Genomic DNA, 20,111 nt, shown 5'->3' with positions numbered 1-20,111 from the left:
AGATGTCCTTAGTGAATGCAGAAAGACAACGAGCCCTGGTTCGTTCAGAGCGACAGCCGGCTTCCCGGCTGGAATCACGCGCTGTATGGTATGTATTCTTGATCCCGTCACTGCTCGGCATCCTGCTGTTCACGGTATACCCCTTGATCGAATCCTTGCGGCTCAGCTTTACCAAGGGCGTTGAGGAACGCTACGTGGGCGGTGCCAATTATGCAGAGGTGCTTGCCTCGGAAACGTTCTGGTATGCCGTCTACAACACGGTGTATATAACCACCTTTCAGCTGCTGATCGCGATCCCGATCGGCTTCCTGATTGCCTGCTTGATCAATGGTCTGCGGCGGGGATCGAATTTCTTCAAAGTGCTGTTCTACATTCCCAATGCCACCTCCATGATTGCGGCCGCGACGGTGTTTCTGGCTATTCTTCATCCGGATGGGCCGCTGAATTATATCGTGCAAATGCTCGGCTTTGAAAAAATTGTCTGGCTGTCCCAGCCGGTTTCGGCAAAATGGGGCGCTGTAGTGCTCTCGGTGTGGCACTGGTTGGGCTTCGTCATTATTATCAACCTGGCGAATCTGCAGGCGATCCCGATTGAGTACTATGAAGCCTCCTCCATGGACGGAGCCACCCGCCTGCAGCAGTGGTGGTGGATTACGGTGCCGAATATGCTCGGCAGCCTGACGCTGCTTCTGGTCCTGGGCTGGATCGGAGGACTGCAGCGATTTGCAGATGCCTTTATGCTTGGCGGATTACAGGGAAGTCCTGCCCGCTCCCTGCACACCGTAGTAGGCTTCATTTTCGAGCGCGGCTTTGGCGGCAATGAGTATGGTATCGCATCTGCGGCCTCGTACATCCTGTTCTTCTTCATCCTGCTGTTCACGTACCTAAATACCAAGCTGCTGAAGATGAAAATTTAAAAGAGGTGAACCATCATGCATGACAGGCAGCACAAATGGAAGACCATAGATGCCGTAACGACCATCCTGCTTGCTGCGGTGGGCTTGATTATGATTTATCCGTTCATCTGGATGATCAGCGTCAGTCTGGAGCAAACCGCGAATCTGGCCCTGCCGTTTCCGCCGCGCCTGATCCCGGAGCAATTCGCGTGGTTTAATTACAAGCTCGTGTTTGAGAACAACGCTTTATTTCTGGCCTATTGGAACTCTGCCGTGGTCGCCTTTTTCAGTGTCATGCTGGGTGTAGCATCGGCGCTGCTGGGGGGATACGCCTTTTCCCGCGGAAGCTTTAAGGGCAAGAGGCTGCTGTATTTCATCGTGCTGGCGACGATGATGATTCCATTCGAAACCCGGCTGATTCCCATGTTTACGATGTTTAATGATCTTGGAATGATCAATACCAAATATCCGCTCATTCTTCCTTCGTTAATCAATGCTCTGGGCCTGGTGCTGGCGAAGCAATTTTTTGACCAGCTGCCGGAAGGCTTGAGGGAGTCCGCCAAGATTGACGGGGCGGGGGAGTTCAAAACGTTCTTTTACATTTTTGTACCGCTGACAGGTCCTATCACAGCTACTGTGGCGATTCTGGCCTTCCAGGACAGCTGGAATTCCTTCATCTGGCCGCTGGTGGTGATCAATGATCAGGATTTGCGGACCGTTCCGCTGTTCTTATCTAATTTCTCGGCCGAGAACGGAGGCCGCCTGGCAGGGATTACGATGGCGCTGGCCGCTATGAGCATTCTGCCGATCCTGCTCGTGTTTCTATTTTTCCAAAAATATATTATTCGCAGCGTTGCTTTAAGCGGCCTGAAGGGAGAGTGATGGACAAGGCGGTTAACGCAGCCGCAGGTGTCACCGCATCCGAGAGCTGTAGCGCAAAGTTACAAATCATGCAGGTCTAAAGAGAAAAAGATTACATTTGTGGAGGGAAACCAATGTTTATGTTTAAAGGAAAATTTCAAGCTTTACGAAGTCCGCTGATGCTGCTTCTGCTGTTTAGTCTTCTGCTGAGCGCGTGTACCGGCAAGGAGAGCAGCGTTTCATCCTCCGACTCGAATGGAGAAGCGGAGACGGCTGCCAGCGGCACCGCAGCAGGTGCTGCTGGTGAGGGCCCGTCGGGGAAGCTGAAGGTGCAGATGATTGGTGATTTTGCGATTGAGGAAAAAACCGATGCGATCACTGGGATCACCTCCAAGGGCGTAAACGTGCTGAAGGAAGAGTTCGAAAGAATGTACCCTGGCGCGGAGGTCGAATTTGTATTAATGGGCTGGGACAATTATAACGAAAAGACACAAACCATGCTTCAGTCCGGCGCAGCCGATGTGTATCAGGTGCCGGGGCTGGCTACCTTTGTCGAGCAGGGCCTGCTGGAGCCGCTCCAGACTTATATTGATAAAGACAGCTTTGATACGAGCATTTACTTGAACGGTCAGGTGGACGGCTGGAGAGCGATGGGTCCAGAGGATCAGCAGCCGGAAATTTACAGTCTGCCGTACATCGGTGACGCCCGGCTCATCGTGTATGACAAGCAGCTTTTTGATGACTGGGGTGTAGAGTATTTGTCAGAGAAGCCTTCCATCGAGGAAGTGCTGGAAAAGGCCGCCAAGATGACAGGCAAGAATCCAAAAACCGGCGAGCAAAATTACGGGCTTACCTATAATGGAACCGATGCGGCCGACACCGTGATGAATATCAGTGAGTCGAAGGGCGGCCAATGGGGCACTGGATTTCTGTGGAAGGACATGTCGCTGGAATTCAATAGTGACACTATGATTGAAGCGGCGGAGCTGCTGAAGGAAGCGAATCAATATGCGCCGGAAGGTGTTCTTGTCAATCAGGGCTCGGAGAATTTCCTGACGGATAAAAATAACATTGCCATTCATTTGCGCGCCGCTCCAGGCTTCATCAACATCATTGAAACCTTTGGTACACAGGACCGCTACCAGGCTGCGCTGCTCTTCACCAACCCAGAGCTGGGCATGGGCGGCATGTTCGCCGGAAGTCCGTTTGCGATTGGGCAGAACAGCAAGAACAAGGATCTGGCGTGGGAGTGGCTGAAGTTTAGCAGCAGTGAGTTTTTCCAGAAATATATGTGGGAAGAGCAGCGTTCGCAGAGCATGCCGGTCATCAAGGCCGCTGCGGATTGGGACAGTGTGAAGGCATTGCCGCAAATGGATATTATTTTGAAGCAGATGAGTCAGCTGTGGGCGCCGCGTTACCCGTACCGTTCCGGTCAGCCGCGCTATATTTTGTCGGAGAATGTACAGCGTATTCTGCTGGGCGAGCTGACGGCGGAAGAAGCACTCCAGAAGGCACAGTCCGAGTCGGAGAGCTGGCTGAAGAGTCAATAACACTCTAAGAAAAGGTGGTATGCTCCATGCTGAAGAAAACCTGGTTATGCCTGATGCTGTTGACGATGCTGGTAGTGCCATTAGCGGGCGCGGCGTCTGCTTACACGAGTAACAATTGGATGGGGGAAGTGAACGGCTCGCTCTCGCTGTCCTCCCTCACGATCCCGGGAACGCATGATTCCGGTGCTTTGTACGAGCCGGTCTACGGCACAGCCAAGAATCAGGATCTGACCATTGCGCAGCAGCTGTCCATCGGGGTCAGGTATCTCGATATTCGTACAAGACATTTTAAAAATGCGTTTGAAATCCATCACGGTGCCGTGTATCAGCAGCAAAATTTCGACGCAGTCTTAAACACCGTCATTTCCTTTCTGAACAGCAACCCGACAGAAACGGTCATCATGAGTGTAAAGGAGGAGCACACGGCGGCAGAGAATACGCGTTCTTTTGAAGCCACGTTTAATGCCTATACGAGCAAAAACCCGGGAAAATGGCTGCTGACTGACCGCGTTCCGACACTGGATCAAGCTCGCGGGAAAATCGTGCTGCTGCGAAGATTCTCTGCGACTCAGCTGCCTAAAGGTCTGGATGCAACGGCTTGGAAGGAGAACACCACCTTCACTATCTCAAACACAGCTGCCAATATGAAAATCCAGGACTATTACAAGGTATCTGACAAGGTGAAGAAGTGGAATGATATTCAAAGCATGTACAATGAGGCCAAGAATAGCAACCCTTCATGGTTGTATATCAACTATACCAGCGGGTACAAGCCAGGCATTTTCGGTATTCCGGACATCCGGGATACGAAGGATTACGTCAATCCCAAGGTGCTGGACTTTTTTACGGCAAATACGCGCGGGCGGTTCGGGATCTCGGCGATGGACTTCATCACCAGCGAGCATGCCTCCAAAATGATTGCCACCAATTTCTAGAAAAGAATATTCTCACAGGAACGTTCCGGTACGCCGTGAGGTGCCGGAGCGTTTGTGCTCCTGCCCGGGCCGAGCCGACCCGGCTTGGCTCGGCCCGGGTGGGGGAATGTTGACAAGGCAGAGAGAACATATGACAATAAGCTCACAGAAGATGATGTCTAGAGGTGTTAATACAAATCACATGAATGCCAACTCGAAGTCGATGCAGGTCAAGCAGCAGCTGATGGAGCTTATTGATCAGGGCGTTTACCGCGTAGGAGAGCAGCTCCCTTCTGAAATTCAGATGTCCAAGCAGTTTCAGGTGAGCCGCGAAACCTTCCGGGGCGCACTGAAAATGCTGGAGGAGGAAGGGCGAATCCTGGTCAAGCATGGTGTCGGTACCTTTGTTATTCGTCCCTTGCCGCCGATCAAGAGCACTTTGGAGCGGCTGTACAGCTCTGGAGAAATGATCCGATCCGCGAACTTAACCGAGAGTGAAAGTATGATTTCCTTGACGAAATCACCTTGTCCTGAAGAGGCCGCCGAGCGTCTCGGCATTGCAGTGGGCGATGCGGTATACATCCTGAAGCGGATTCGTAAAGCGAATGATGAGCCGGTGATGCTGTCCGTCAATTACTTGCCGGCGGCGCGTTTCGGGGAGGGATTTGAGCAGCATACCTTTTCCGGCTCCCTGCTGAAGTTCGTCGAGGATACCTTAGGAGTCACCATTAATCGCGCCGATACCGAAATTGCGGTGCCGCTGCACATTGACCGAAATTGTCAGCAGCTGCTGCAGCATCCGCACACGACGGTACTGCTGCTGAAGCAGCTGCACTATGATGAAGGAAACCAGCCTGTGTTTTATTCCCAGGATTATATGCGCAACGATGTATTTACGTTTCATCTAAGACGTACGCGGTAAATAAGATCACCCTTGGCCTGAGATGCGGGCTGAGGGTGATTTTTTGTGTTGGGCTGGGGATGCGGGATCGCGCCCAATGAACGCGAAAAACCGAACTCGATGCGCGCGCAGCCCACCCTCGCGCCCAATGAACACCAAAAACCGAACACGATGCGCCCGCAGTCCGCTCTCGCGCCCAACGAACGCGAAAAACCGAACTCGATGATCCACAGCGGCGGGTTTGGAGTAAATGAACGCGAAAAACCGAACTCGATGCGCCCGCAGCCCGCCCCCGCGCCGAACGAACGCGAAAAACCGAACCCGTTGCGCCCGCGGTCCGCCCTCGCGCCCAATGAACGCGAAAAACCGAACTCGGTGCGCCCGCAGCCCGCCCTCGCGCCCAACGAACGCGAAAAACCGAACTCGATACGCTCGCAGCCCGCCCTCGCGCCCAATGAACATCAAAAACCGAACTCGATGTGCGTGCAGTCCGCCCTCGCGCCCAACGAACACCAAAAACCGAACTCGATACTCGCGCAGTCCGGTTTAGCGCCCAACGAACATCAAAAACCGAATACGATGATCCACGGCGGTAGGTTTGGAGTAACTGAACACCAAAAACCGAACTCGATGCGCGCGCAGCCCGCTTTCGGGTCGAACGAGTGCGAAAAACCGAACTCGATGATCCACAGCGGCGGGTTTGGAGTAAATGAACGCGAAAAACCGAACCCGATGCGCCCGCAGCCCGCCCTCGCTTCCAACGAACGCGAAAAACCGAACCCGATGCGCCCACAGCCCACCCCCGCGCCCAATGAACACCAAAAACCGAACTCGATGCGCCCGCAGCCCGCCCTCGCGCCCAATGAACACCAAAAACCGAACACGATAAGCTCGCAGTCCGCCCTCGCGCCGAACGAACACCAAAAACCGAACTCGATGATCCACAGCGGCGGGTTTGGAGTAAATGAACGCGAAAAACCGAACCCGATGCGCCCGCAGCCCGCCCTCGCGCCCAATGAACACCAAAAACCGAACTCGATGCGCTCGCAGTCCGGTTTAGCGCCCAACGAACGCGAAAAACCGAACTCGATGCGCCCGCAGTCCGCCCTCGCGCCCAACGAGTGCGAAAAACCGAACCCGATGCGCCCACAGCCCACCCCCGCGCCCAACGAACACCAAAAACCGAACCCGATGATCCACAGCGGCGAGTTTTGAGTAAATGCGACCATTCTTGTAAATCTGACAAATAATTAACAAATAAAGGAACATATTTTACATAGAGTGAAATCTTTGTAAATTATACGAATCTATAATCGGGTAGATGTCATTAAAGCATAGGAAGGATGAAAGTAGAATCATGAAGCTTTTTCACAGAAAGTGGCTGGCTTTGTTGTTAAGTGGTGTCCTCATGCTCTCGAATCTATGGATTGTGGCACCGCAGCAGGTGGAGGCGGCACCGGGCAGCGCGCTGACGGTTGCGCAGGCGATCGCTGGGAACAGTGGCACTGCGACGGTAGAGGGGTACATTGTCGGACATGCCACGGGCTCCAAGACGTCTAACTTTACAGCTCCATTCGGCAATGATTTCAATGTTCATCTGGCAGATGCGGCAGGAGAAAGGGATCCCGGCAAGCTGTTGAATGTACAGGTTTCGTCAGGGTACCGCAGCGAATTTGGTCTTCAGAGCAACCAGGGGCTGATCGGTAAGAAAATCAAGGTGACTGGACAGCTTGCGTTATACAACAATTTTCCAGGCTTGAAGAGCCCGACGGAGATGGTGTTCGCGGAAGCACCCGGCGATCCTGGCGATCCCGGCAATCCCGGCACAATGTCGTCCATTGCAGCAGCACGGGCACTGCATGACGGCGAAGCCGCCATCATTACAGGGGTTGCTATAACAAAGTCGGGCGCTTTTGGCTCCAAAGGCTTCTATGTGCAGGATGATACCGCAGGCATCTACGTTCAGCAACAAAGCGTAGAGGCGGAGGCCGGCAGCAAGGTGACGGTCAGCGGCATCAAGTCGGTGGACAGCGCCAGCGGCGAGGTGCAGCTTCAAGCGACAACGGTACAGATTACAGGGACAAGCCCGATACCGGCCCCGGTGGGAGTAACGCCGGCGACGGTCAGTGCAGATACCTACGGACAGCTGGTAAAGCTGACGGGAGTCACTGCCCAGCAGGTCAGTGATGAGGGCACATCCGGCTCGTTTTCTTTCTATGCAGCAGCAGATGGGGAGCAGGTTCGGGTGTTTGTAGACTTCCATACCGGCCTTGCCAAAAACACAGTGCAAAACGGACAGGAGGTCCATGTTACCGGAGTCGTGACTCCTTTTGAAGGCGGACTGCAGATCAAGCCATCGAAGGCTGGTGATATCCGTCCGGCTCTGACGAACGTTTCCGGCAAAAAAATCCTTTTTGACAATACCCATGGACAGACTGCCGGCGCGGCAGATTGGGTTATTGACGGAGCCTTTTCGGATTTTGCGGATGGGCTGAAGGATCTCGGCTTCACCGTTGACCAGCTGGAGCGCACGGCTCCATTTAACTTCAGTGAGCAGGCCATTACGCTGGAGAAGCTTCAGGAATATGATGTGTTTATTATCGGGGAAGCGAACATTCCCTTTAAAGCGTCGGAGCAAGATGCATTGCTGCAATATGCTCAAAGCGGAGGCAGCATCTTCTTCATCGGCGATCATTATAATGCAGACCGAAATTATAACCGCTGGGATTCCACCGAGGTGTTTAACGGTTATCGGCGCGGGGCTTTCGGTAATCCGACCAAAGGCATGACAGCAGAGGAAGCAGCTTCTAGCGCCATGGCAGGCGTAACGAGCACAGACTGGCTGGGCACGAACTTCGGCATCCGGTTCCGGTTTAATGCCTTGGGAACGATCGAAAGTGGTCAGACGGTGGTACCTCCGAGCGATGCTTTTGGCATCACAGAGGGAGTAAGCGTCGTTGAATCCCACGCCGGCGGTACGCTGGCCATTTTGAATCCGAAGATTGCCAAGGGTCTGATCTATATGCCTAAAAATGCACCGAAGTGGGGACCTGCGGTAGACCAGGGGGTCTACAACGGAGGCGGCATCGACGAAGGTCCGTATGCGGCCATTGCCAAGGTGGGGGCCGGCAAAGCCGCATTCATTGGCGACTCCTCTCCGGTAGAGGATATCACGCCAAAATACCGCCGGGAGGACAGCGGCGCTGTCAAGACCACCTATAACGGCTTCCTGGAAGAAGGCGATAACAGCGAATTTCTGCTTCAAACAGTAGAGTGGCTGGCTGTACAGGAGGACTACACGACCTTTGAAGGACGGGTGGAGCTGAGTCCGGTGACACCGCTGCTCAGCTTTGAGACTCCGGCTGCATCGACAGAGCCGCAACAGGAGCCGTGGAGCAATCCGACGGGGGGCTACAAATGGTATAATCCCGCTACCTTTGCCCCGGGCTCGTATGGATCAGGTCAAGCGCCGCCCGAGAAGGTGGAGGTGCCCGGCATTACCTCGATCGCTGAGGCGAGAAAGTATCCGGTAAGCACGACGCTTACGGTCGAAGGGGTCATTACGACGACTCCGGGCTCTTGGGGTGCCAAAGGTTTTTATATCCAGGACGCTACCGGCGGCATTTACATGTATCAAAATGCGGGCAGCTACGCTCTGGGTCAGAAAGTGCAGGTGACCGGAGATGTCAATGTGTTTAGCAGCGAGCTCCAGCTATCCAATATATCCCAAATAACCGTAACCGGTAACGGCACCCTTCCCCAGCCGAAGGTGGTTTCAACTGTAGATGAGAGCCATCAGGGACAGGTAGTGAAGCTGAACGGCGTCAGTATCCAAAATATCGTAAAAGCAGACAATTACGGCACTCTTCAATTCAATGCTGTAAAAGGAAGCAGCAGCACGCTGGTGCGAATCGATAACCGCACTGGAGTCAACTACAATACCTTTACCGCCCAGTACAAAGAAGGGGATGTGCTGGATCTGACGGGAATTGCAAGTGTTTTTAACGGGACCTATCAGCTCAAGCCGCGCTCGGCAGAGGATGTTGTGTATACAGATAACGCATCGGAGGAGCCGGTTGCGGTAGAGCTGATCGGCCTGAACGATCTTCACGGCAAAATCGATCAGCATTACGAGCTGGATATTAATGGAGATGACATTATGGACGGAACCTACGGCGGGGCTGAGTATATGGCAGCGTATATCCGTCAGCGTCAGCAAGCACAACCTAACACCTTGTTTGTCGGAGTCGGTGATCTGATTGGCGGCAGTTCACCAGTATCGGCTCTGTTTCAGGACGAGCCGACCGTAGAAATTCTGGATGCTCTGGATCTGGCCGTAAATACCGCCGGCAATCATGAATTCGACGAGGGGACTACGGAGCTCTTACGGATGGTAAACGGCGGAGATTACCCGCATGATGACGTGAACCGGGCGTACGGCGGTATGGAGCATGCACTGCTGGCGGCGAATGTGGTCTGGAGATCCGGAGAGTCGGCAGGCGAAAGTATTCTCCCGGCTTATCACATTGAAGAGGTAGAGGGTCAGCGGATCGGATTTATCGGGGTTGTCACGGAAGGCGCAGCAGAGATGGTGATGCCCTCAGGCATCCAGGATATCGAGTTTACGAATCCGGTCAACGCCATCAATAAAGCGGCAGCCGAGCTGAAGGAGCAAGGCGTCCGTGCCATCATCGTGCTGGCTCACAGCGCTGCCTCGCAGGATGCTGCAGGTCGCATTACCGGCGAGGCTGCAGATTATGTGAATGGGATTGATGCGGAGGTTGATGTTATTTTTGCCGCGCATAATCATGCGGTCGTGAATGGCCTTCTCGGCAGCACCTTAATCGTGCAGGCATCGGAATATGGCAAGGCTCTGAGCCGGGTGAAGCTGAGCCTGGATCCGGTGACCGGAGATATTGCAGAGAAGAGTGCGGATATTCTGTGGGTGGATCATGCCGGTGTTGAGCCGGACCCGGAAGTAAGTGCCATTCTGGACAAATATGAGCAGCAGGTTGCTCCCCTCTTGAATGAGGTCGTTGGCACAGCGGCGATCGATATGGAGGGCGGCTATGCCGTTAAAGGCGAGGTTGGGGACAATGCGCTCGGCAACCTGATCGCAGACAGTATGGCTTGGGCGATGGATAGTGATTTCGCCATGATGAACGGCGGCGGCATCCGCGACCAGCTGAATGCAGGAGAGATTACGTTTGGCGAGTTGTTTAATATTTTGCCGTTTAATAACGTGCTCGTGAAGCTGGAGATTCAGGGAAGCGATCTGGTGAAGATGGTGAATGCCCAGATGACCAGCCTGTACGGGCCGGATTTCAGCATCAGCGGATTCAAATATACCTGGGATGGCAGCACGGCTAAAGTAGTGGACATCACGCTGCCGGACGGAAGTGCTATTGATGCAGATCGGGTGTACACCCTCACGGTGAACAACTACATGTCCACATCCACAGGCGCTAAATACAAGCTGTTCGGTGAGCTGGGCAACAATCCAGTCATGGGACCGGAGGATCTGGAGGCGCTTGTAAGCTTCATCGAGAGCTTTAAGGAGCCGATCCGTTATGAAGCGGAGGGACGAATCTCTGAAGTAGGCAGCGGAGGCAGTGAGTTCGGACCTGTCGTGACCATTGGAGAAGCCAAGCTGCTGGAGGACGGAGCTGAAGTGACGGTGGAAGGCGTCGTCAGCAGCAAGCCGGGAGCTTTCGGTTCGAACCACAGCTTTTACCTTCAGGATGACAGCGGCGGCATTCAGGTATACACCTACGAGAACCCGGGTGTGAGCGTCGGAGACCGGCTGAAGCTGAAGTCGCAAAAAAGCACATACCGCGGGGCTTATCAGCTGAACGGCATTGCGGAATTGCAAGTGCTGGGACAGGTGCAGCTGCAGCCGCAGGCGGTAAGCACCCTGACCGGAGCGCAGGAGTATGAGCTGGTAACGCTTCAGGAGGTCAAGGTCGAGCAGCTATCCGCCAAGGACGGATACGGCAATTTCAGCTTTAAGGCGGTACGCGACGGCCGCAGCGAGAGCATTTATGTAGACAGCCGCACTGGCATCACTTATGAAGCCTTTAAGGCCGAGGTGACGGCAGGGGATGTGCTGCATATCACGGGGATCGTTGTCCCTTACAATGGCAGCTTTCAGCTGAAGCCCCGGAGCATGGAGGATTTTGCAGATGCTGACGCTACGGCTCCAGATGCATTCCTGGTGGGTTCACCGGTCTTTACCGACCTTTCAGGCAAGCCGGTAACGGCGCTGCAGCGGGATCAATTTATTCAAGTCGGGAGTGTGATGACGAACCAGAGTGGTGCAGAGCAGCAGGCCGCTTTGATTATTGCGCTTTACGACAGTAAGAACCGGCTGAAGAATGTGTCGTACGTGGAGAAAAAAGTGGCCGCCGGCCAAACGGAATCCTTGAAAGCCGGCTTTAGCCTGCCAAACAATGTTAAAGGCTACGTGATCAAGGTGATGGTATGGGACAGCTTCAATGGCATGAAGCCGTTGTCGGAGGCGGTTCAGTTCCCGAATGAAGAGCAGGATACGGTGAAGCAGTAACGGGATACGAGGCACAGAACAGGGAGGATTTTATGAACAGACCCATAACACGGCTTCAAGCCCGCATATGTATGGCGATGATGGTGGTGCCTGTAGCGCTGTCAGGCGGAGGGAGTGCAGCGGCTGAGGGTGCTGCAGCAGGTTCAACGTCTCAGGGAGTCATGATGAATACAGGATACAGCAGCGCCCGGTCTGGTGTTTTTGCGGCGGCAGATCTGTCCCCGAACGCCTTGTCCGCAGTCGCCCAGGTGGATGCTGCATCCGGCACAGTGAGAATTACGGGGACGGTCTCCAAAGGGGCAGGTCAGCCGGTTACGGTCATGGTCATCCGGCCGTCCGGCGGTATAGATTATGTGGATCAGACCTCTAGCAGCAGTGACGGACAATATGAGTTTCAATATGTGCTGGAGGAAATGAGTCCGAGGGGGACCTATCTAGTCAAAGTGGGAGGCAGCGGAGGAGACACATTGGTAACGACGGAGTTTACGTATTCAGCGATCTCCCAGCCCACTCCGCCGCCAGTGAGTGTACCGGAAGCGCCTGGCGCGCAGCCCACTCAGCCGTCACAGCCGCCTGCTGTTCAGCCGGGCCCAGTCCCGTTATATGTCGTTGATGCTTCCAGCCTCAGCGCAGTCAATACTGCGGGGCCGGGGCCGGTCACCATAAAGGTGCCAGCAGGGAATGAGGGAGTTAAGCTGCCGTACAATGCAGGGGAGCTCTTGGGCAGCCGCAGCCTGATTATCCACAGCGGCGCGGTCAGCGTCGAGATCCAGCCGAAGGTGCTCTCTGATCTGGTCAAGCTCAAGGCGGGTGAGAGTCTGGAGGGGGCAGCCATATCGTTTATCGTTCAGGAGTTGAATGTATCAGAGGCGGAGAAGCAGCTGCCGCAGCGCACGGCCGGAACCTGGATGACAACAGCCGGACAGGTGCTGGATCTGGATCTGGCGCTGCACACGCAGTCCGGCACCGCGGTCAGGCTGTCATCCTTCTCCGAACCTATTGAGGTGTCTTTCGGCTTGGATGAGAATCGTGAGAAGCGTCTGATGGGTGTCTACTACTGGAATGAACAGCAAGGAGCATGGGAGTATATGGGCGGAGCTCTGGACACAACAGAGACGCGCCTGATCGCGAAGCTTCCCCACTTCAGCACCTTTGCAGTTCTGGAATACCATAAAGCGTTTGCGGATGTACCAGCCGGGCACTGGGCTCAGGAGACGATTACTACGCTCGCGGCCCGGCACATCGTCTCCGGGGTATCGGACACCATGTTCGCTCCAAGCCGGCAGGTGTCCCGGGCTGAGTTTGCAGCGCTGCTCGTTCGCACGCTTTCACTTCAGACTTCAGGTAGAGTCACCCATTCCTTTCAGGATGTGCCGACTTCATCATGGTTTGCTTCTGAAGTAGCAGCGGCCTATGATGCCGGACTCATCCAGGGCAAGTCGGCCAAGGCGTTTGAGCCGCATGCCGGGATGACCCGTGAGGAGATGGCGGTCATGCTGGTTCGGGCATACGAGCTTTCCCGTGGCGCGTCTGCAATGTCTTCCTCCACCACCAGGTACGAGGATCAGAACGAGATTGCATCGTGGGCCCAAGCACATATTAGCCGTGGAACCGCAGCCGGGCTGCTGAACGGAGCCGGTGGAAGCCGCTTTCTGCCGAAAGCCTCCGCCAGCCGCGCAGAGGCCACGCAGGCTGTTGCGAACATGCTGATGGCTCTAGAAGGTTAAGAACGAAGCAATGAGGAGAGGATTTAGAAAGGAGCCGCGGGGTTGAAGCGGCTCCTTTGTTTAGGTTAGTGTATAGTTGATTTAGAGAACGAAGATTTAAGGCAGGAGAGATGGATATGGCCAAAACAATTATAGAAAAGCTGAACCTGCATAAATACGAGCACACCGCCGTGCTGTTTACCCCGGAGGGGGAGGACAGCCTGGCGTCCTTGACAGCCGCGGACCGGGCATTGAAGCCTCAGGTGTATGATATGATTTTTGCGTTCTGTCTGGATCTGAGAGCCTTGCAGGAGCTTGTCGCAACGGTTATTGACCGGGACTGTATCCGAAAGGGAGGGTATTTATACGCCGCTTATCCCAAGAAAGGCAATCGCGTATACGACTCTTATATTCACCGGGACACGCTGTTTGAGGGACTGGGAGCAGATCCGGAAGGGTATATCGGGTCAAGCACTATGAAATTTAGCCGGATGGTGGGCATGAATGACGTCTTTACCGTGGTCGGCTTCAAAAATGAAGGCACGAAGAAGGCCCGATCCTCCTCAAAGCCCAGCCAGTCCGTCGCCGATTACATTGCGATGATACCGAATATAGAGCAGGATTTGATCGGGGAGCCGGAGGCGCTGGCCTTCTATCGATCGCTGACTCCCGGCTACCAGCGAGACTGGGCGCGTTATGTCTAAAGTGCCGTGCAGGAGGGAACAAGAGCCAAGCGGCGGGAAGAGATGAAGTCGGTATTAATCCAAGGCTTCAAGAGCATAGAGCTCTATCGGCAAAATAGCAGATGATCCTGCTGCTGCCAAAGGCAACAAGCATGTCTTATTTAGGGCATACGCAAAGCCCGGCAGCAGCACTTGGTCTTTGCAGACCTGCGCGTGGATTACCGGCAGCATTCGTTCGCAATACTGGTGCTGCCGGAGCGGGATTTACATAATTTTTTGATTCGTGTCGCTTCTTCAATGATGTCATCCACGCTGTGGAAGCTTTCGCTTTGATTGGTGACGACGGCAATGGATATGGACACCAGCGGGATCTGGCCGTAGACGCCAGAGCGCCCATCACCCATCACGTAATTGTTCTGGAGGTCTTCTTGCTTGTACAGGCTGCTCTTGAGTGCTTCAAACTGTTCGATGACCTGACTGCAGGAGTTGGCGTAGCTGTGATGGTTCAAAATGACGATGAAATCATCCCCGCCGATATGTCCCAGGTAAGAGTGGGGTCCTTGAAACGCCTCCCGCAGCAGATTGGCCGTCGCCTGGATCAGAACGTCGCCCATCTTGAAGCCGTAGCTGTCATTGTACGATTTGAAGTAGTCGAGATCAATGTACAGCACACTGAACTGTTCCAGCAATACGGTCTTCTGAAGCTGCTCATCAATCATATGATTGCCCGGCAGTCCGGTCAGTGAATTGAGATAGGCTGCTTTCTCCGCCCGGATGTCGGCGACCTCCAGGAGCAGCCTGCGAATGCTTACAGCACCTAACAGCTGGTCTTCCCGAAGGACCAGTACGACATCATACAGTTCCTCCTCTGCCCGGTTCATCGCCTGAAGGCTGACATCAATGATGGATTCGCTCGCATCCACGACAAGTGGACTGCGATTCATAATCAGTTTGACCGGGCGCTGAATGTAGATGTTATAGCCATATTGGGTTCCCACATGCTGATAAAACCGGTTGCGTGTCAGCAGAGCAGGCTTGCCGGTCTCCCCGACAACAGCGATGCCTTCCAGCCTATGGCTCTGCTTGAACCATTCGTCTGCAACCCGGCAATTGGTGTCCGGGGAGACGACGGGAATGGTTTCGGCAATGTCGCCGATTTGTGCCAGCGTCAAGTCGACTCTCCTCCTCGTCAAGCCTTTCATTACGAACGGGCATCCGGGCACGGCTCTGCTCTGCTCACATTGATGTCTTCTCACAGACAGGCAGCGAAGCGGTCTGCAGCTCGGTAGCCGGTCGTCCAATGGCATAGCCCTGCCCGTATTCAATCCCTTCCTTTTGTAAAAAAACAAATTCCTCCCGCGCCTCAATGCCTTCCGCAATGATATGCGTCCCGGATTCCGCAGCAAACTCCTGCAGCAGCTTGACGATCCGCTGTTGATTTGGGCACAGGTGGACGTTTCGGATCAGCGATTTATCCAGCTTGATGAATTCAGGCTTCAGGCTCACAATCGCCTTCAGGCTGTTATAGCCAGAGCCTGCATCGTCAATAGCCACGCGAAAGCCTTGGGCGCGGTAATGGTACAGGATGCGTTCGAATTCTACGTAATCATGGACCGCCTGCTTCTCGGTCAGCTCGAAGACAACCTGCTTCGGTGACAGCCCGTATCTGGACAGCAGCTGCAATGTTTCACCACTGCGATAGTTGGTGTCCAGCAGCACTTGAGGATGGATATTAATGAAAATCACAGTATCTCGAGGCTTGTCCGAGCGCGTTAACGCAGCGCAGAAGCGATTAAAGGACAAATCCCGGCTGGCACGCTCAAAGGCAAATACCTGATCGGTATGTCCAATGAAATCATAAAAAGCTTCTGTATTCGGAAACAGAGAAGAAGCCGGCGGACGGTTCAGCACCTCATAGCCGAGAGGGCTGCCCTCCTGCAGGCTGATGACCGGCTGGAAATACGTCGTCAGCGATTGGTCCCGGATCATCCCCCGCAGAGCATGATAACGTTTCAGAGAGACCATGTACTGCCGGATGACGTCAAACAGGTAAGTCATAGGTTTATTAACACCTGGAGAATTCTGTGAAGAAAAGAGATGTGTTTTCATAATCCATCCGTCCTTTTATGCCTGAAGAAGCGAGGCGAGGTTCATGTTGTTTTGCCGCTATAGCCTTATACTATCACTATGCTTCTCACACCGTGTTAACAGAATGTTAAATTCAAAAAAAGCGTAATGAATAAAAATATAGCTCCATTCGCAGCAACGCGAACGGCGTTCGGACTGCAAAATGGAGGACTCTTTTGAAAGACGGGACTCTTGCTCTATAATAGAAAAGCTGGCTCCATAAAGCTGCACAGGAACAAGCAACAACAGAACAGGAGAACGTTCAACATGAATACCATTCGAAAAATGGCCGTGATTGGCCTCGGACACATGGGCAAGCATATGATTCACCGGCTATTGCCTCAATTTAAAGGCCAAATCGAGCTGAGCGCCATTTGCGACAGCCATGAGGAAAGCCTGCGTAGAGAAGCCGCCGAGATCGCAGACAGCCCGCGCCTATACACAGATTACCGCCAGCTGCTGGATGAAACAGAGCTGGATATGGTATACATTGCGGTTCCGCCCTCCCTGCATGAGAACGTGGCGAAGATCGCGTTCGAGAAGGGGCTCCACGTATTCTGTGAGAAGCCGCTTGCGAACAGTCTGGAAGAAGCGAGAGTCATGACCGCCCTCGCGGAGCGAAGCGGAAAGATTCATGCCGTTCATTTCTCACTTCCGCTGGACCCGGCCGTGCTGAAGATGAAAGCGCTGCTGAAGGAGAGAGCCATCGGCGCGATTGCGGGCATGAATTTGTTCCTGGAATTCCCGCAGTGGCCCAGAGCCTGGCAGCATAATGCGTGGATTACATCCAGGCAGCAGGGTGGGTATTTGCTGGAGGTAGGAATTCACTGGATTCAAATGATTCAGCAGGTGTTCGGACCCATCACTCATGTCCAGAGTCAAGTGACGTTTCCCGAAGATGCCTCCCAGTGCGAAAGCCTTGTGCGCGCTGTGCTGCGCCTGGAGGACGGCACGGACATTCAGTTGTCAGGAACCGACCGCCGGGAAGGTGATGAGCGAGTCTCGCTCGTCATCCATGGCGAAGAGGGGAGAATCGCCTTGGAGAACTGGCGGGACCTGCAGCTTGGCGGCCCGGCCGAAGCGGAGATGCAGCCGGTGCCATTGGATGATGTCTCTAGCCCGCTGCCAATGCTCAAGCAGTTTCTGCAGTGCATCCAGGGTGAACCCGGTGTCATCTTTAACTTCCACGACGGCTATAACGCTCAGGTGATCCTGGAGGCTCTGCGTCATCCCGGTGAGGGCTGGGTGGATGTACGGGATCAGCTGCTGGGTTATTCCTCTGCCGAGATGTAAACGGATCATCAGCAGGCATTCCGCCTTCTTGGCCTATGCCCACAATACTTTATCCAAAAAAGCTGACGTCATGGCTCGACGTCAGCTTCTTGGCGTTCTTCGGACCAAGACCATGCCCCGGTTACGATACTCCCTCGGCATCGGCAATGGAGACGGCAAGCACTCTGCGCTTGATCCGTACGGCGCCGTAGTACAGCGAGCCAAGCAGCAGCCAGCTGAAGCCAAGCAGGAGCGAATCAAGGTCCAGCAGGGTAATCAGATACAGAATAAATCCGGCGCCCAGAAGCGGACAGAAGAACCGAAGAAGCAGGTTTCTCGCGCCCCGCTGCTTCTCCCGGAGGATATAGTGGGAAATGACCGAAAGGTTGACGAATAAGAACGCAGTCAGAGCACCGAAGCTCACGAATTTGATCGCGGTGTCCAAACTCATAAACAACGCAGATAGCGAGATGATGCTGACCAGCACGATGTTGAATACGGGCGTGCGGAATTTGGGGTGAATGGAGCCGAACGTCTTGGCAGGCAGAATGGCGCTCCGGCCCATCACGAACAGCAGGCGGGAGACAGTGGTCATGGAGGACATGCCCTGAGACAACACAGCGAAGATGACGACAAAGGTATAGATGGAGGCCAGGCCGCTTCCGCCGATCGCCTGCATGAGTTCGAAGCCCGCCGACTCCGCATTAGCGAAGGTGAAGGACGGGTACATTTGCTGAATCAAATACGCCGTTACAAAATAAATCGCGCCCGCGATCAGAACGATGGCCATAATGGCGCGGGGGATCGTTTTCTTGGGGTCCTTGGTTTCTTCCGCCATCGTGGTGACCGAGTCGAAACCGAGGAACGAGAAGCAGACGAGGGAAGCACCGGCAAGAATGGTGGAGAAGGATACGCCGTCCGTCGAAGGCAGCGGATTCCAGCCTGCACTCAGGCCATATTCCGTTGCATTGTATACAATCAGTCCGCAGAAGCCGGCAATGAACAGAATCTGCATCGTCACGAACACCTTGTTCAGGTTGGCGGAGGATTTAATTCCGATGATATTCACGACCATAATGACAAGCGTTAACGCCAGAATCCAGACAAAGGAAGGCACTGTGGTGAACTGGGCATTCAGGTTAATGCCGAACATAAGCACAGCCACGATACAGGAGAACAGATAATCCAGCAGAATGACCCAGCCGACCAGAAAGCCGGTAAAGGAGTTCATGGATTTCGTGACATAGGTATAGGCGGAGCCCGATACCGGGAACGCCTTTGCCATCTGCGCATAGCTGGCCGCTGTAAAGATAATTGCGATAAAAGCCAGTACATAGGCGGCCAGCATCATCCCTCCGGAGCCTTCAGAGAGTACCCCGAAGCTGGTAAAAAAAATCATGGGAGACATCCAGGCCAGCCCCATCGTCACCACATGTGTCATGGAAAGATTGCGTTTTAAAGTGATCTCTTTTGGCATCTTTCATTCCTCCTTGTTATTGTCGTTCGTCGGCGGCAATGATTTTCTCGTGTTATATAATTTAACATTGTTGCAGGTAACGGTTCAAAAGACAACAACATTTTTTTCATAAAAATTAAAATACAGCCTTCGAATTTCAGAAAACTCATGCAAACCACCCCTTTTTTCGCCTGAAAAAACATTTTTATCACGATATTTACTCTTTTTGATTGTTGGTTGCCTGCAATATATGTTAGGATAGTTAACACAAGGACAAAAAATGAATATAAAAGGTTTTCTAGGGTTCCGGGCTGCCAGGTGCAGCCGTCTGGTCCGAGAGAGAACGCATCGGGTGCCAGTGCCGGTGTACACGGCGGGACAAAAGCCCGGGAGAATGCATCAAAAGTTATCTTTTGACGTTCTTCCGGGCTTTTATATTTGAATAAGGGAGGCCATTTTCATGACAGCAGTGTTCAAGATGATGATTCCAGCGGGCGGTAAATGGTCCGCACAGGTAGGTCGGGGCAAGCAGATCCGAATCACGGCACAAGGAGAGCGGGCTAATCTGGCCTGCATGCTGTACAACGCCAAATCTCCTGCCGAACGCTACAATATGCCGGATACCCTGAAGGCACAGCATACTGCGATGCTGACTGCCGGTCATGTGCTGATGAGTGATCAGGGAAAGGTACTGGCATCGATGATCCAGGACGAGGTGGGCTGGCATGATTCTCTTTCGGGCTACACGACGAGACGGGGTACGGATGAGAAGTACGGGTGGACTCGTTACCAGACGGAAGGGAATAAGTGGTACCGCAGCGGAGAAGAGAATTTCAAGGTGGAGCTCTTCCGCCACGGCCTGACAGGCAGGGACATGGTAGCGCCGGTTAATTTTTTTACAAAAATCGTATGTCAAAAGGATGGGGCCATGCGCTATGTAGAGCAGGCGGTGGCTCAGCAGACCGTGATCCTTCGAACAGAGATGGAGGTGCTGGTTGTATTCTCGAATACGCCAAGCCCGCTGGATCCCTCCGAGCACTATCTTAACGCTCCCGTTGAGATCGAGATTTTGGACGCAGAGCCTGTGAAGGAAGATGATATTTGCGTGAATCGATGCGGGGAGAACCGCCGGGCATTTGAAAATACATGGCATGACAATGCGCTGTTGAAGGGGGCTTATTGA

The 20,111-nt window shown here is 53.8% G+C and carries 14 protein-coding genes and 1 riboswitch; of the genes, 11 read left to right on the top strand and 3 right to left on the bottom strand.

Annotation, left to right across the window (positions count from 1 at the left end):
• The first annotated feature begins 2 nt into the window (after positions 1–2).
• The 9 genes from ACH6EH_RS11100 to ACH6EH_RS11060 all read left to right on the top strand — a co-directional run bounded on the left by ACH6EH_RS11100 (position 3) and on the right by ACH6EH_RS11060 (position 14,094).
• Positions 3–917, top strand: coding sequence for a carbohydrate ABC transporter permease (locus ACH6EH_RS11100; RefSeq protein ID WP_397332366.1), 915 nt, complete (start codon positions 3–5; stop codon positions 915–917).
• A 15-nt stretch (positions 918–932) separates the two neighbouring features.
• Complete coding sequence (locus tag ACH6EH_RS11095) at positions 933–1,778, top strand: carbohydrate ABC transporter permease (RefSeq protein ID WP_397332365.1); 846 nt, start codon at positions 933–935, stop codon at positions 1,776–1,778.
• Positions 1,779–1,891: 113 nt separating this feature from the next.
• The gene (locus ACH6EH_RS11090; protein ID WP_397332364.1) at positions 1,892–3,307 is read left to right on the top strand and encodes an extracellular solute-binding protein; all 1,416 of its coding nucleotides are present in this window, start codon (positions 1,892–1,894) and stop codon (positions 3,305–3,307) included.
• A gap of 26 nt (positions 3,308–3,333) precedes the next feature.
• Positions 3,334–4,242, top strand: a complete 909-nt coding sequence (locus ACH6EH_RS11085) for a phosphatidylinositol-specific phospholipase C (RefSeq protein WP_397332363.1) — start codon at positions 3,334–3,336, stop codon at positions 4,240–4,242.
• A 151-nt stretch (positions 4,243–4,393) separates the two neighbouring features.
• The gene (locus ACH6EH_RS11080; protein ID WP_397332361.1) at positions 4,394–5,143 is read left to right on the top strand and encodes a GntR family transcriptional regulator; all 750 of its coding nucleotides are present in this window, start codon (positions 4,394–4,396) and stop codon (positions 5,141–5,143) included.
• A 45-nt stretch (positions 5,144–5,188) separates the two neighbouring features.
• On the top strand, positions 5,189–6,337 hold the full coding sequence (locus ACH6EH_RS11075) for a hypothetical protein (protein WP_397332359.1): 1,149 nt from the start codon (positions 5,189–5,191) through the stop codon (positions 6,335–6,337).
• Positions 6,338–6,479: 142 nt separating this feature from the next.
• Positions 6,480–11,684 (top strand): 5'-nucleotidase C-terminal domain-containing protein, encoded by a 5,205-nt coding sequence (locus tag ACH6EH_RS11070; RefSeq protein WP_397332358.1) that lies wholly within the window; start codon positions 6,480–6,482, stop codon positions 11,682–11,684.
• A 32-nt stretch (positions 11,685–11,716) separates the two neighbouring features.
• Positions 11,717–13,411: an S-layer homology domain-containing protein gene (locus tag ACH6EH_RS11065; RefSeq protein WP_397332356.1), complete on the top strand. Its 1,695-nt coding sequence runs from the start codon at positions 11,717–11,719 to the stop codon at positions 13,409–13,411.
• A 116-nt stretch (positions 13,412–13,527) separates the two neighbouring features.
• Positions 13,528–14,094 (top strand): YdeI/OmpD-associated family protein, encoded by a 567-nt coding sequence (locus tag ACH6EH_RS11060; RefSeq protein WP_397332355.1) that lies wholly within the window; start codon positions 13,528–13,530, stop codon positions 14,092–14,094.
• A 197-nt stretch (positions 14,095–14,291) separates the two neighbouring features.
• Here the strand turns inward: ACH6EH_RS11060 and ACH6EH_RS11055 are convergent, their stop codons facing one another.
• Complete coding sequence (locus tag ACH6EH_RS11055; protein WP_397332354.1) at positions 14,292–15,245, bottom strand: GGDEF domain-containing protein; 954 nt, start codon at positions 15,243–15,245, stop codon at positions 14,292–14,294.
• Positions 15,246–15,309: 64 nt separating this feature from the next.
• On the bottom strand, positions 15,310–16,131 hold the full coding sequence (locus ACH6EH_RS11050; RefSeq protein WP_397332352.1) for an EAL domain-containing protein: 822 nt from the start codon (positions 16,129–16,131) through the stop codon (positions 15,310–15,312).
• A gap of 336 nt (positions 16,132–16,467) precedes the next feature.
• Between ACH6EH_RS11050 and ACH6EH_RS11045 the strand changes: the two genes are divergently transcribed.
• The gene (locus ACH6EH_RS11045) at positions 16,468–17,493 is read left to right on the top strand and encodes a Gfo/Idh/MocA family protein (RefSeq protein WP_397332351.1); all 1,026 of its coding nucleotides are present in this window, start codon (positions 16,468–16,470) and stop codon (positions 17,491–17,493) included.
• Positions 17,494–17,614: 121 nt separating this feature from the next.
• Here the strand turns inward: ACH6EH_RS11045 and ACH6EH_RS11040 are convergent, their stop codons facing one another.
• Positions 17,615–18,949 carry an APC family permease gene (locus ACH6EH_RS11040; protein ID WP_397332349.1) on the bottom strand — a complete coding sequence of 445 codons (1,335 nt, stop codon included), beginning with the start codon at positions 18,947–18,949 and terminating at the stop codon, positions 17,615–17,617.
• Between the two features lie 266 nt (positions 18,950–19,215).
• Positions 19,216–19,323, top strand: a riboswitch (guanidine-I (ykkC/yxkD leader).
• Between the two features lie 65 nt (positions 19,324–19,388).
• On the opposite strand from ACH6EH_RS11040, the gene ACH6EH_RS11035 reads away from it, so the two are divergent.
• Positions 19,389–20,111: an urea amidolyase associated protein UAAP1 gene (locus ACH6EH_RS11035; RefSeq protein ID WP_397332348.1), complete on the top strand. Its 723-nt coding sequence runs from the start codon at positions 19,389–19,391 to the stop codon at positions 20,109–20,111.

Origin of the sequence: Paenibacillus sp. JSM ZJ436 (assembly GCF_044383795.1) — a bacterium.
GTDB classification, from domain to species: domain Bacteria; phylum Bacillota; class Bacilli; order Paenibacillales; family Paenibacillaceae; genus Paenibacillus_AQ; species Paenibacillus_AQ algicola.
The sequence above is the reverse complement of the archived record's forward strand: the minus strand, read 5'-3'. Positions and strand labels throughout refer to the sequence as shown.

Coding starts and splice junctions, on each gene's coding strand:
- ACH6EH_RS11100 (WP_397332366.1), top strand. CDS start 3: ATGTCCTTAGTGAATGCAGAAAGACAACGAGCCCTGGTTCGTTCAGAG.
- ACH6EH_RS11095 (WP_397332365.1), top strand. CDS start 933: ATGCATGACAGGCAGCACAAATGGAAGACCATAGATGCCGTAACGACC.
- ACH6EH_RS11090 (WP_397332364.1), top strand. CDS start 1,892: ATGTTTATGTTTAAAGGAAAATTTCAAGCTTTACGAAGTCCGCTGATG.
- ACH6EH_RS11085 (WP_397332363.1), top strand. CDS start 3,334: ATGCTGAAGAAAACCTGGTTATGCCTGATGCTGTTGACGATGCTGGTA.
- ACH6EH_RS11080 (WP_397332361.1), top strand. CDS start 4,394: ATGATGTCTAGAGGTGTTAATACAAATCACATGAATGCCAACTCGAAG.
- ACH6EH_RS11070 (WP_397332358.1), top strand. CDS start 6,480: ATGAAGCTTTTTCACAGAAAGTGGCTGGCTTTGTTGTTAAGTGGTGTC.
- ACH6EH_RS11065 (WP_397332356.1), top strand. CDS start 11,717: ATGAACAGACCCATAACACGGCTTCAAGCCCGCATATGTATGGCGATG.
- ACH6EH_RS11060 (WP_397332355.1), top strand. CDS start 13,528: ATGGCCAAAACAATTATAGAAAAGCTGAACCTGCATAAATACGAGCAC.
- ACH6EH_RS11050 (WP_397332352.1), bottom strand. CDS start 16,131: ATGACTTACCTGTTTGACGTCATCCGGCAGTACATGGTCTCTCTGAAA.
- ACH6EH_RS11045 (WP_397332351.1), top strand. CDS start 16,468: ATGAATACCATTCGAAAAATGGCCGTGATTGGCCTCGGACACATGGGC.
- ACH6EH_RS11040 (WP_397332349.1), bottom strand. CDS start 18,949: ATGCCAAAAGAGATCACTTTAAAACGCAATCTTTCCATGACACATGTG.
- ACH6EH_RS11035 (WP_397332348.1), top strand. CDS start 19,389: ATGACAGCAGTGTTCAAGATGATGATTCCAGCGGGCGGTAAATGGTCC.